At 64.9% G+C, this 12,163-nt stretch carries 10 protein-coding genes; 4 read left to right on the top strand and 6 right to left on the bottom strand.

Going from position 1 to position 12,163, the window contains the following annotated elements; all coding sequences use genetic code 11:
- Positions 1-48 precede the first annotated feature (48 nt).
- Entirely contained in the window at positions 49-1,110 is a 1,062-nt protein-coding gene (locus ACIPY8_RS14590) for a substrate-binding domain-containing protein (protein WP_400819532.1), read from the bottom strand.
- Between the two features lie 183 nt (positions 1,111-1,293).
- On the opposite strand from ACIPY8_RS14590, the gene ACIPY8_RS14595 reads away from it, so the two are divergent.
- Positions 1,294-2,319, top strand: coding sequence for a Gfo/Idh/MocA family protein (locus ACIPY8_RS14595; RefSeq protein WP_400819534.1), 1,026 nt, complete (start codon positions 1,294-1,296; stop codon positions 2,317-2,319).
- A gap of 7 nt (positions 2,320-2,326) precedes the next feature.
- Here ACIPY8_RS14595 and ACIPY8_RS14600 read toward each other — a convergent pair whose 3' ends face one another.
- Positions 2,327-3,319 carry a LacI family DNA-binding transcriptional regulator gene (locus tag ACIPY8_RS14600; protein ID WP_400819537.1) on the bottom strand — a complete coding sequence of 331 codons (993 nt, stop codon included), beginning with the start codon at positions 3,317-3,319 and terminating at the stop codon, positions 2,327-2,329.
- A gap of 155 nt (positions 3,320-3,474) precedes the next feature.
- Between ACIPY8_RS14600 and ACIPY8_RS14605 the strand changes: the two genes are divergently transcribed.
- Both ACIPY8_RS14605 and ACIPY8_RS14610 read left to right on the top strand, forming a co-directional pair.
- Positions 3,475-4,665 (top strand): Gfo/Idh/MocA family protein, encoded by a 1,191-nt coding sequence (locus tag ACIPY8_RS14605; RefSeq protein ID WP_400819539.1) that lies wholly within the window; start codon positions 3,475-3,477, stop codon positions 4,663-4,665.
- A gap of 2 nt (positions 4,666-4,667) precedes the next feature.
- A complete protein-coding gene (locus ACIPY8_RS14610; protein ID WP_400819541.1) occupies positions 4,668-5,684 on the top strand; it encodes a sugar phosphate isomerase/epimerase family protein in 1,017 nt (338 codons plus the stop codon).
- A gap of 93 nt (positions 5,685-5,777) precedes the next feature.
- Here ACIPY8_RS14610 and ACIPY8_RS14615 read toward each other — a convergent pair whose 3' ends face one another.
- Together ACIPY8_RS14615 and ACIPY8_RS14620 are read right to left on the bottom strand one after the other, a co-directional pair.
- The gene (locus tag ACIPY8_RS14615; protein ID WP_400819543.1) at positions 5,778-6,212 is read right to left on the bottom strand and encodes an acyl-CoA thioesterase; all 435 of its coding nucleotides are present in this window, start codon (positions 6,210-6,212) and stop codon (positions 5,778-5,780) included.
- A gap of 8 nt (positions 6,213-6,220) precedes the next feature.
- Complete coding sequence (locus ACIPY8_RS14620) at positions 6,221-7,312, bottom strand: transaldolase family protein (RefSeq protein ID WP_400819545.1); 1,092 nt, start codon at positions 7,310-7,312, stop codon at positions 6,221-6,223.
- A gap of 131 nt (positions 7,313-7,443) precedes the next feature.
- Between ACIPY8_RS14620 and ACIPY8_RS14625 the strand changes: the two genes are divergently transcribed.
- Positions 7,444-8,205 carry a GntR family transcriptional regulator gene (locus ACIPY8_RS14625; RefSeq protein ID WP_400819548.1) on the top strand — a complete coding sequence of 254 codons (762 nt, stop codon included), beginning with the start codon at positions 7,444-7,446 and terminating at the stop codon, positions 8,203-8,205.
- Between the two features lie 451 nt (positions 8,206-8,656).
- Here ACIPY8_RS14625 and ACIPY8_RS14630 read toward each other — a convergent pair whose 3' ends face one another.
- Both ACIPY8_RS14630 and ACIPY8_RS14635 read right to left on the bottom strand, forming a co-directional pair.
- Positions 8,657-11,008: a S8 family peptidase gene (locus tag ACIPY8_RS14630; protein WP_400819551.1), complete on the bottom strand. Its 2,352-nt coding sequence runs from the start codon at positions 11,006-11,008 to the stop codon at positions 8,657-8,659.
- Positions 11,009-11,178: 170 nt separating this feature from the next.
- Complete coding sequence (locus ACIPY8_RS14635; protein ID WP_400819554.1) at positions 11,179-12,150, bottom strand: AAA family ATPase; 972 nt, start codon at positions 12,148-12,150, stop codon at positions 11,179-11,181.
- Positions 12,151-12,163 lie beyond the last annotated feature (13 nt).

Below are 12,163 nucleotides of genomic sequence, written 5' to 3' on the forward strand. Positions count from 1 at the left end.
TGAGAGTCGGGAGGGGCGGCCCTCTGAGAAGGCCGCCCCTGGGGAGACTCAGCGCACGCCGAGCTCTGTCCCGCTGAGCGCGGACTCGACGTTGTCGGCGTCGATGACGGCAGGGCCGGTCAACAGCGTGGTCTGCGAGAGCTGGATACCGTAGGCGGCGAGCTGGAAGGCCGCTGACACGGCGTAGTACCCCTGCGAGAAGCCCTGCTGATCGATCGCGAACAGCTGCGTGCCCTTCTGGATCCGGTCCAGCGACTCCTTGTCGAAGTTCTGTCCGCCAAGGAACACCTTGCCTGTGAGGCCGGCCTGGTCGATGCCGCTCGCGGCCGCGTTGGTGTCGGACTGGCCGGGCGTGAAGATCCCGTCGATCGTAGGGTCCTGGATCAGCGCACCCTTGATGGCCTGTGCGACCGCGGTCGGATCTCCGAACTGCGATGTCGGGAGGGCGAGTTCGGTGTAGCTGATCCCCTTGCCTTCCGCGCCGTCCTTGACACCTTTGCAGCGGGCGTCGGCGTTGGTCGTTCCCGGGAGCGTGTTGACGCACACGGCATGCTTGGCACCTGCGTCCGCGAAGGTCTCACCGGCGAGGTTGCCGGAGGCGTAGTCGTCGGAGCCGATGTAGCCCTCCGCCCCAACCTTCTCGACCTCGTCGACGCCAGTGTTGTAGAGGAAAACCGGGATACCTCGGTCGGTGAGGGCCTTGATCGCCTCGTTCTGCGCCTCAGGGGCCCAGTCCGGGATGACGGCGGCGTCGGGGTCCAGTGCGTCGATGTTCGCGACGAGCTTGGCGGCATCCGCGTTGAAGTTGTCGTAGTTCGGCATCGCGAGGAAAGTGACCTTGCCGCCGGCGGCGCTCACGAATTCACCTGCCGCTTCACCACCGCGCTTCACGGTGGACCAGAACGGGTCGTCAGTCGCGCCGCCCATGACGACGATCTCGATGCCGTCTCCACCGGCGGCAGTCGACTCGCCGCCATCACCAGAGGACGCTGCGGGGGTACTCGTGCACCCCGAGAGAGCGATCGCGGCGACGGAGACGGTGGCAAGAGCGGAGATCAGGATACGGCGCGTCGGGCGAGCACCGGAGGACTTGAGCAACGTGGAGAACATCCGCGCGACTCCCTTCATTGTCGAGCCGCGGATCAGGCGGCAGATCTGCTTTGATCTGTGGTTCATACTGAAGTATGTCCGAACATACCGACAACCGTTTCACCTGACTGTTACCTTATCGTTACCGTCATCTGTTCGAGTCGGTTCGGACTACGCAACGGCGCACACAGATTGGACCAGATCATGACCAGAATCGGACTCGTCGGCTATGGGGTGGGCGGACGCCTCTTCCACGCCCCATACCTCCTCGCAGCGCGAGGCGTCGACCTCGCCGGCATCGTCACGACGTCGCCGTCCCGGCGCGAACAAGCGGTCAGCGATGCACCGGGGGTCCCGCTCGTCGACTCGCTCGCCGACCTCATCGCGCTCGGTGTCGATGCCGTCGTGGTGACGACCCCACCCGAGACGAGGCAGGCCCTCGTCCTCGAGGCAATCGCCGCGGGAGTGCATGTCGTCGCAGACAAACCGTTCGCGCCGGACCACCGCGCCGCGCAAGAGCTCGTCGCCGCAGCCGACCACGCCGGCGTCCTCTTGAACGTCTTCCACAACCGCCGGCTAGACACCGACATCGTCACCGCGCGACAGGTGATCGAGTCCGGGACCCTGGGGCTGATCCAGCGTCTCGACCTGCGCCTCGACCAGGACGACCCGTCCACCCTGGAGCGCGGCCCCGGTGGTGGACTCCTCCGAGATCTCGGCAGCCACGTCGTCGACCAGGCCCTGCATCTTCTCGGCCCAGCGGTGTCCGTGACTGCCCGCATCGACACGGTCGACGACCCCGAGGGACGCACGGACGTCGCCTTCGCGTTGCGTCTCGATCATGAGAGCGGTGCGCACTCGCACATCTCCTCCTCGAAAATCCACGGGCTCACCTCCCGCGAACTCAGGGTGCTCGGCACGAGCGGGAGCTACTGGTCCGACTTCACGGACGTGCAGTTCGAGGCGATCACCCGCGGCGAGCGCCCCGGCGCGGACCGATCGGACTGGGGCGTGGAGGAGCGTGCACGCTGGGGCGTGCTCCACACGCCCCAGGGCTCGCGAACCGTGCCGTCCGGTCGGGGCGACTACGCCCTGTTCTACGAGAAGTTCGCCGAGGCCGTGCGCACCGGATCGGCGGGCCCCGTCCCCGCGCGGGAGGGCGCGGCCGTATCCCGCGTACTGGAAGCGGCACGGCAGAGCGACAGGGAGCGCTGCGTCGTCGCTCTCTGAGGAGCGATCACCGCACCTCAGACGGTGCGGTGGTCCCTCGCACGACCAGCGTCGGCTCGATCGAGACATGCTCGGCATCGGCCTGACCGCTCATCGCGCGCAGGAGGAGTCGGCCCGCAGCCCGGCCGACGGCCGCGCTCGAGTCGTCGATCGTAGTCAGGTCGATCAGGTGCGTCGCAGCGACAGGGGTGTCGTCGTAGCCGATCACCGAGAGGTCTGCTGGCACGTCGCGGCCCAGAGTGCGAGCCGCACCCAGGACACCGAGCGCGACGAGGTCGTTGGCGGCGAAGATCGCAGTGAGCCCCGGTTCGGCACGGAGCAGCGCGAGCGCAGCCTCATAGCCGTCACCCTCACTCCCGGTCCCCGCGGCGATCTCGGGGACCTCGGTGATCTCGGCATCGCGGAGCGCGTCGCGGAACCCGGCCCGACGTGCCAGGGCTGCTCCGCCCGCGGCGGACACATGACCGATGCTCCGGTGACCGAGATCGAGCAGATGCGCGGCCGCGAGGCGCGCCCCCGCCTCATCGTCGTTGGCCACGGAGCCCGCGTGTCGAGGGATCTGTTCGCGCGTGCCGGCGATCACCATCGGCGTCGCCACGACATCCCGGAGCGCGTCCGGCACATCCATCGCGACGACGAGTCCGTCGACGCGCATCGACAGCAGCTCGTCGACGGGGTGGTCACCACGCGCGGTGGCGACGTCGATCACGGTCAGCCGATAGCCCTCGGGTGCGAGAACGTCCTGGAGCCCGCGCACGAGGTCGACGAACCAGAGGTTCGTGTAGTCGTCGATGAGCACGCCGACGAGTCTCGTCGCGCCCGCCGCAAGTTGCGCCGCGGCGCTGCTCGGCCGATAGTCCAGCTCCGCGATTGCCGTCTCGATCGCCGCCCGCGACGCGTCACTGACCCGGGGAGACCCTTGGAGGACCAGTGACACCAAGGATTTCGATACGCCTGCGCGCTGCGCGACGTCATAGATCGTCGGGCGTCTTTCCCTCATCGCGACGCTCCTCTCTGCGCTTAGACGCAGATCTCAGAAAACATTTGACAGGACATACACACAAGATTAGAGTCGCCGTTGGAGCGCTCCACTGTCGGACGCTCTCACCATACTGGAGCCGTCGTCAGGGCGGCCCCTGGCCTTCGGAGGATCAGTTGAGCACGACCGACATCGGCGTCGCAGTGATCGGGGCCGGCATGGCCGGCAAAGCCCATGCAGCCGCCTACCGCAACGCACCCTCGATCTACCAGAGCACACTCCCGAACGTCCGTCTCGTCTCGATCGCCGATGCTTACGAGCCACTCGCGGAGGCGAGCGCCCGACGCTTCGGCTATCAGCGCCACGACACCTCCTGGCAGGCCGTCGCGGCCGCCGACGACATCGACGTTGTGTCCGTGGTCGTGGCCAACCACTTGCACCGCGAGATCGTCGAGGGACTGCTCGCCGCAGGGAAGCATGTGCTGTGCGAGAAGCCACTGTCCGACTCGATCGCCGACGCTCGAGCGATGGCGGGTGCCGCGGACGACGCCTCGTCGCTCGCGCGGATCGGCCTCACCTTCCGCCGCGCTCCCGGTCTTGCGTACATCCGCCGCCTCCTCGACGACGGCGCGCTCGGTGACGTGCTGCACTTCAGCTCCCGCTACTGGACTGACTACGCCGCAGACTCGAAGGTCGGGATCAGTTGGCGCTTCAAGGGGCCTGCCGGCTCCGGCGCGCTCGCCGACGTCGGCAGCCATGTCTCCTACCTCGCCGAGTTCTTCGGCGGCCCCGTGGCGGAGGTCGGCGGAGGGCGGTTCAGCACCGTCATCCCACAGCGGCCCAAGCCGCTGGGCGCGGTCGCGGGGCACGGCAACCTGGCGGTGTCCGACGAGCTCGACGACGTCGAAAACGACGACTACGCAACATTCAACATCGGTTTCGAGAGTGGCGCAGCAGGCACAGTGGAGGTCTCGCGCGTCGCTGCAGGCCACGCCAACGGCCTCACCATCGAGGTCTTCGGGTCCAAGGGAGCGGCCCGCTGGGACCAGGCACGCCCGTCGGAGATCCAGTTGTACCTGTCCGAAGGGCCCGTCGAGCAACGGGGCTATCGCACCGTCGCCCTCGGCAACCCGCATCCGTACATCGCCGGAGGCATGCCGATCGACGTCTCCGGAGTCGGGTTCGGCCAGAACGAGGGCTTCCTCTTTCAGGCTCGCGCGTTCCTCGAAGAGGTCGCCGGTATCCCCGAGGAGGAATCCCTCCCCCGAAACGCGACGTTCGACGAGGGTGTTCACAACATGCTCATCCTCGACGCCGTCGCCCAGTCCGCCGCCCAGAGCGGCATCACCGTGAAAGTTGGTTCCTGATTATGCGTCTCGGCGTCTACAACGCGATCCTCCACGACCGCAGCCTCCCTGAGGCGCTGTCCGTCATCGCCGACCTCGGCCTCACCGGCATCGAGCTCAACACCGGAGGCTTCCTGCCCTCCACCCACATCCCGACATTCGACGACATCCTCGTCAGCGACGCGGCACGCGACGACTTCCTCGGGATCTTCGAGGGCACGGGAGTCGCACCTGCCGGTCTTAATGCGAACGGCAATCCCCTTCACCCGAACCCGGCCATCGGCGACGCGCACGCCGAGGACCTGCGCCGTTCGATCCGCTTCGCCGAGCGCATCGGCCAGCATCGGCTGGTAACGATGTCGGGGCTGCCCGGCGGTGAGCGCGGTGCGACGCGGCCGAACTGGATCGTCAACGCGTGGAACTCCGCGGCTCTCGACGTCCTCGACTACCAGTGGGACGTCGCGGCGACCTTCTGGCGCGAGATGGACCGTTTCGCTGCCGATCACGACGTCAAGGTGGCACTCGAGCTGCACCCGCAGAACATCGTCTTCAACTCTGCGGACGTGCACAAGCTCATCGACCTGACGAAGGCGACCCACGTCGGCGTGGAGCTCGACGCCTCCCACCTCTTCTGGCAGCAGATGGAACCGGTGGCCGTCGTCCGCCATCTCGGCCCATTGGTCTTCCAGGCCGCAGCGAAGGACGTGCGCGTCAACACCGAGGTCGCGGCGCTGAACGGCGTCCTCGACAACAGCTTCCGTCGCCTCCGCGCCGACGAGCCGCGGACGAATCTCGGAGGCGATGAGTGGGCGAACGAGTGGCCGAAGGAGTCCGCATGGGACTTTGTGGCGCTCGGCAAGGGCCACGACGTCGCGTTCTGGACGGAGTTCCTGCGCGCTCTGCACGAGGTCGATCCGGACATCTACGTCAACATCGAGCACGAGGATGTGGAGCTCGGCCGCATCGAGGGGCTCCAGGTCGCGGCCGGCGTCCTGAAGGAGGCCGACGCGGCGCTCCAGGCTTCGCTGCAGAGTAGCTGACCCGAGAGCGACACAGAAGGGCCCCGCACCATCCCGGTGCGGGGCCCTTCCGCGCCCCTCTTCGTCGGCTCCCCGCATCCGACCGCTTCGCGATCACACCCCAGGCGATTCCGGCAATCGGTCGCGGTTGTAGGTGATCTCGGTGTACCCGTGTGGAAGAGGCGCGCCCCGACCGTCGACCCCCACAAAGACGATGCGCTCGATGGCGAGGATCCGTCGACGCGTGACCATGTTCCGAACCTCGGCGCGCATCGTGAGCGAGGTGCGGCCGAAGCCCGTCGCCAGGATGCCGAGCTCAATGAGGTCGCCCTGGCGCGCCGAGCTGACGAACTCGATCTCCGACATGAACTTGGTCACGGCCCGCGGGTTGCCGAGCTGGAGGATCGCGTAGATCGCGGCCTCCTCGTCGATCCACCGCAACAGGCTGCCGCCGAACAGGGTCCCGTGCGCGTTGAGATCCTCAGGCTTGACCCAGCGCCTCGACCTGAACGCCAGATCCCCACCGGCCCGAGGACCCGAAGACTCCACGGCCATTCTCAGACTGCCGGCACGAGGACGTCGCGCACGACCTGGTCGAGCTTCTCATCGGCTTCGAGGAACTGACGCAGTGTGCGCACGGTGGCACCGAAGGTGTCGAACTCGGCGATCGTCAGACCGTCTTCGTCGTACGCACGTGAGAACTCCGGGACCCGCGCGAGCAGAACGTCGATGATGTGCGGGTCGACCGGCACATCGATGCGGTCTTCAGCCGGGATGCGGTTCTCGTCGATGCGTAGCTGCCAGTCGAAGGGCGGGGAGACCACGAGATCGCCGCCCTGCAGCTCGGACCACTGCAGGTGGTTGCGGAAGGCGGCGGACAGAACCCGCGAGCGGTACCCCCGTTCTGTGAAGATGCGGTGCGCCTTCTTGAGTGCGGCGACACCGGCCCACTCGAAGTATCCCGGCTCGATGAGCACGCGCCCCTTCGCCGCGGACGCCTTCAGCCAGTCGTCAAGGCGCCCGCCCATGAGAGTGACGACGGATCCGAACTCCCACGACGGCAGTCCCTCAGCGTCGCGCCGATCCAGACCGCGCTCGATCGCCTTGGCCGACTCGACGGCCTGCGCGACGGTGAACGACACGGTCACGTTGATGCTGACGCCGCGGTAGGTGGCCTCCTCGATCGCGACGATGCCCACCGACGTCGCGGGGATTTTGACGATGATGTTCTCTGCCAGCTCGCTGAAGCGGACCGCCTGCGCGACGAGGGCATCGGCATCGCGGTGCAGCCTCGGATCGGTCTGTACCGACAGGCGTCCGTTGCGACCGCCGGATGCGCGGAACGCCGGCTCGAGCAGGGCGGCCGCTTGCACGGAGAGCTCCTCCACGACGGCCCACCCGATCTCAGACTCCGAGGCTGTCGGGCGCTCCTTCGCGATCTCGGCGATGCGCGGCGCCCAGACGTCTAGATTGCGCGTCACCGCGTCGAGTGCGATGACGGGGTTGCACGTGGCACCGACGGCTCCGAACTCATCGATCGACCGTGCTAGTTGCATCGGGTCGGCGGAGTCGTTCCACAGCACTGTGGAGAATCGCTCGGAGGCTTCCCGAAGGGTGCTCGTGTCCGAGGCGGCGACGGTATGAGTCATCAGTCAACTTCCTTGTCTTTATGTTCTGACATACCAAGGTTAGCCCAAACTTACAACAAACAATAGAAGACAAAGCGCCCGCCGTGTAGGATTGTCAGAACAATGTGACGATCTATGGCGTTTGGAGCACCATGGCGCAGGACGACAACCTCCTCCCGAACGATTTCTTCGTCGATCTCGACCGTTCGAGTCCGGTACCGCTCTACTTCCAGATCTCGCAGCGGCTCGAGCGGGCCATTCGGGAGAACGACCTCCCACCCGGCGCACGTCTCGAAAACGAGGTGTCCCTCGCGCAGCGTTTCGGATTCTCCCGGCCGACCGTGCGGAACGCCATCCAGCAACTCGTGGAGAAGGGCCTCGTCGTCCGCCGGCGCGGCATCGGGACCCAGGTGCTGCACGGACAGGTCACCCGCAGCGTCGAACTCACCAGCCTGTACGAGGACTTGGCGCGAACCGGCCAGAAACCGACTACGAAGGTCATCTCTCTCGAGGTCGGGGCGGCGGACGCGGCTATCGCGGAGATCCTCGGCGTGCCGGTCGGTGAGCCCGTCCTCAACCTCGTCCGCCTGCGTCTCGCCGATGGCGTCCCACTCTCGATTCTGGAGAACACCCTGCCCGCAGAGTTCACCGACCTCACCGTCGAGGACTTCGAGAAGCAGGGCCTGTACCAGCTCATGCGCATGCGAGGCGTGACGATGCGCGTCGCGAAGCAGCGCATCGGTGCCCGCGCCGCGACTGCGCGGGAGAGCGAGCTGCTCAGCCTCCCCAAGCACGCCGCTCTGCTGACGATGTCGCGCACAGCATTCGACAATTCGGGACGAGCTGTCGAGTACGGCCACCACGCCTATGCACCCGACCTCTACTCGTTCGAGATCACGCTCGTCGACAAGTAAGCGGTCGACGGGTTGCACCGGCGAGGAAGCAGTCTGCGGCCGGCTGATCTAGCGACGCAACATGAGTGGTCATCGCGGACGGCACCCTCGCCCGGCATACCGTTGTCGCCGTGTACCGCGAGCCGTGGTCCAGATACGACGAAGGCCCCGCATCCCAGTCATATCAACGGGAGTCGGGGCCTTCGTGGTGGCGGTGACGGTGAGATTGGAACCCATCTCGACTTCCGATGAGCACGGCTGGGAAGTCCGAACCCGCCGGAACGACGCGGAAGCCACATACAACTGCGCACATGTGCTCGCTAGGCCGTACCGGCAGTCCGTTACTGCTGTGTTACCGCTGAAGAGTCACATCCTGGCGATGGCTGGGCGTTGCAGCTAGAGCGGTCTCTTGGAAGTCACGCACGCGTCACTCAGGAACTAAGCCGCGTGAAGAACGCCGCACCAGGCGAGGTTACGTGCCTGGGCGTGGGCGAACTCGGACGTTGACCTGATCGCGCACTTCTGTGTAGACATCTACATCGATAGTGGGTGAAACCCACAGGCTAAGTGCGACCGCATAATCGATAGCCACGGTATCGTCCTGCAACCCAGCTTGGCCGAAGCACTTGACTGTCAGAGCGATTGACGACCCACGTCCAGCACCGAACGACTTTCGCGTCTCCCATACGAGATGTTGAAGAGTGGTTGCACCACGCTTGGCTTCATCTGCGGGGAAGTTCATCGGTGTGCCGAGGTCTGGGATGTCTCCCCCCGGCTTGGCGAATTCCAGCCGAGCCTGACGATACTGTCGATGGCGCCAGTTCACAGGCGACAACCACGCCAATGTCGCGCTTATTCGCTTGATCTCCCGCGGGCTCAGGCCGTCCGGGAGGGGCAGCAGCAGATCTTGTGAGGTCTTAGGCTGCAGCGCTCCAAGGTAAAGAATTACTGCTTCATTCGATGAGCAGCCATTCGCGTAATCGCGCGTGATCGCGCCGTGTCCCGAGCCAGAACGAATCGTCGGGTGGGTAAGGTTTGGGTCGTCGAGTTGCGCGGCACCGTGCGCCAGAAGCGCTTTGATCGCGACGGCGCGCTGTCGACGGGTAAGCGCTGCGCCATCGGTAATGCGATCGAGCTCGTCGTGCAGTCGTGCCGCCTGCCGTGACACCAGCGCGGCCGCCACGCTAGTCCCAGCGACGAAGGTCTCTTGCGGCGCGGCGGAGTGAGCGACCTTTACCCCCGGGCCGAGAGAACCACCCTCTCGAAAGTTGAGGTGTGGCTCGGCGAACAGCGGAGATGGGTACGTGACTCGGCCACCGGGTGCCGCCAACTCGGGCTTGATGCTCCGCCGATACCCACCACCCATCGCCGAGATTGGACTAATCGACCAGAGTCCGTCAGCGGGATCGACACGGTACCCGCGAAGTTCGCCCTGACCACTTTGATCTTCATGCGTCGCCCCGACCGTAATCGCGTTGATCGCCTCGGCCGGCGCCAGAAGTCGCCGCCCAAGCAGATCTTCATGCTGGGCGTCGAGGATGGCTTCGCGACGCTCGTCGCCAGTGAGGGCGGTCACGGACTGCGAGTCCCCCGATGCTAACGGGAGATGAAGGTGATTGCCGGCCGAAATCACTACAAGCACTCCGTAGTGGTAGCTAAGCCAATCTATTACTCGCGCCCACGACGAAAGCAAGGTGTCGAAAGGTGTCGCCGGATCACCCATCGAGAGGTTAACGATCACGATGCTCGGTGCACCGGGATCGGCACCGTCGGACGCCTCGTAGAAGTCCCGGAAGGCACGCCACATCAAGTCCGGCGTCAGCCACTCTCGCGGCAACTCTTCGGTCCGGGTCAAGGTGTCATCTGCCGGCGCCATCACAGGACGCACGAGAACGGGCTTAGTCAGCGGCTCCGATGCCGCGGACAGGTCTCCCCAGATGGCCGCGGACACCATGTGTGTTCCGTGGCGCCGCTCCTCGGCGCCATACCTAGACTCCAGATCGTCAGGATCCAGTATCTGGACGCGTCCTTCCAGCGCTGGATGATTGGCAAGGGGCACGCCATCCAAGAACGCAAGAATTGGCGCACCGCTAGGCGGTGGACCAGCTGGTCCGGTGACACTCGCTGCCGCCACCACGTCAGGGGTAGACAGTTGACCTGTGACCCGGAAGAACATAATGTTTGAGGACTTAAGCAGTTGCACCTGCGACGCGTCACCAGATGCCAACCGTCGGAGAAGCGCCGTCGACACCGTGCAACTGATTCCGTGATACCCAGCCTCTGCGATGACTACGGACGAAAGCACCACACCGCCCTCTGCGGCGACAAGGCGCGACACTTCGTCCTGAGCCTTTTGACGGGAGGCGGCGGAGACTCGAAACCAGAGCTCGAGTTCAACCGGATGTTGCTGATCCGTTAAGAGCTGTTCGAGATACTCGCTCGACCGGATCATTCGCAGCCGATCTTGCGGTCCCCAGGGTCGGATGTCTCGAAGATGCGAAAAGAAATCGCGAAGCGGCGCATTTCCCGGCACCTGCTGCGTCGCCTTCCAAGTACTCCATGCGCGCCTCAACTTATCGAAAGCTGCTTGATCGGCGCACACGGCGTGCAGTGACGTGTGCACGACTGGGTCGGTCGCGCGATCCGATCGAAGTGAGTACTCGTCGTCCGGCTCCATCGCCGAGTCGGCTTCGACGAGAACTTCGAGCCCGAGACGACGAGCCGCAGCTACGAGATCAATACGATCTTCGACAGCTTCCATGACCAGCACCAACTGGGGATCCGCTGCGTTAATCGAAGTCGCCAGATTCACCTGATTCTGCATCTCGACAAGAGCTTCATCAAGCCGATCATCAACGCGAGAGACGCGCCCGCCTACGTTTCCGTAAGCAACTCGTTGATTCGATCGACCAGTCGGACCAGGGATGGAACGAGGCTGACTCACCCGGCCAAACAGCACCGGGCGATCGCGAGACGGTTCAGGGCTCTCGGGGGTCACGACACGTGAGGTTCAACCTGATGCGACCATTGCTCAAGCACGTGCTGCGATACCTTCCTCGCGTCCGGCTCTGGTCCGCTCAGGATTAGACGCCGTTGTACATCTCTTGCAAACTCTTCCAGTTCAGCGAAGCTCACGTTACCGAGTCGATCTGATACGGTCCGCGACGACAGTCCAAAGTCGACACGATTCCTCTCTGACCATGCGTTGAGCCACTCGACCTTCGCGGCCCGAGTCGGCTGAGGAAGCTCTAGCCTGAGTTGCATCCGTCGCCAGGCAGCTCTGTCTAACAACTCCGGATGATTCGTGGCGGCGACCACTACGACGTGACTGGGCAGCCGGTCAACCTGCAGCAGGAGAGAGCTCACCACCCGTTTGATCTCTCCGGTCTCGTGGGTGTCGCCGCGTTCTTTTGCGACAGTGTCGAACTCATCGAAGAACAGCACGCACGGCCGAACCCTCACAGCATCGAACAACGCCTCCATTCGAGACGCCGTTTCGCCCAGAAAACTCCCAATTAGGCCCTCGTACCGCACGGTGAGCAACGGAACCGCGAGCTCAGTCGCGACAGCCTCAGCTAACGACGTCTTCCCTCCACCAGGAGGGCCAACGAGCATCAGCCGATGGCGCGGCTCGAGGCCATGGCTTCGTAGTAAATCACGCCGATGGTGCTCCTCGATCAGCTCGTTGACGCCCGCGCGAACTCCTGCAGTCAGCACCAGATCCATGAGACGCCGCTCCGGGACCCGCTCGTGGATTAGACCTGCGACCGCCTCCGTCCTTGCAATCTGCGTGACGTTAGAGACAGGGCGTCGGGAAGTAAGTGCCTCCGCAAGCTGAGAAGCCAGGATTCCGTGGCGCTTGCTCTCCTCCTCGGCGATCAAAGCCTCGGCGGCACGACGAAACGCAAGATCATCGCCTTGGGCACCTGATCGCACGATCGCGAGAAGAAGGTCCGAGCGCGCCATGGCGACACCACCT

The sequence above is a fragment of the Microbacterium sp. NPDC089696 genome (assembly GCF_044749125.1).
Taxonomy (GTDB): domain Bacteria; phylum Actinomycetota; class Actinomycetes; order Actinomycetales; family Microbacteriaceae; genus Microbacterium.

Coding starts and splice junctions, on each gene's coding strand:
- ACIPY8_RS14590 (WP_400819532.1), bottom strand. CDS start 1,110: ATGTTCTCCACGTTGCTCAAGTCCTCCGGTGCTCGCCCGACGCGCCGT.
- ACIPY8_RS14595 (WP_400819534.1), top strand. CDS start 1,294: ATGACCAGAATCGGACTCGTCGGCTATGGGGTGGGCGGACGCCTCTTC.
- ACIPY8_RS14600 (WP_400819537.1), bottom strand. CDS start 3,319: ATGAGGGAAAGACGCCCGACGATCTATGACGTCGCGCAGCGCGCAGGC.
- ACIPY8_RS14610 (WP_400819541.1), top strand. CDS start 4,668: ATGCGTCTCGGCGTCTACAACGCGATCCTCCACGACCGCAGCCTCCCT.
- ACIPY8_RS14620 (WP_400819545.1), bottom strand. CDS start 7,312: ATGACTCATACCGTCGCCGCCTCGGACACGAGCACCCTTCGGGAAGCC.
- ACIPY8_RS14625 (WP_400819548.1), top strand. CDS start 7,444: ATGGCGCAGGACGACAACCTCCTCCCGAACGATTTCTTCGTCGATCTC.
- ACIPY8_RS14630 (WP_400819551.1), bottom strand. CDS start 11,008: ATGCAGAATCAGGTGAATCTGGCGACTTCGATTAACGCAGCGGATCCC.
- ACIPY8_RS14635 (WP_400819554.1), bottom strand. CDS start 12,150: ATGGCGCGCTCGGACCTTCTTCTCGCGATCGTGCGATCAGGTGCCCAA.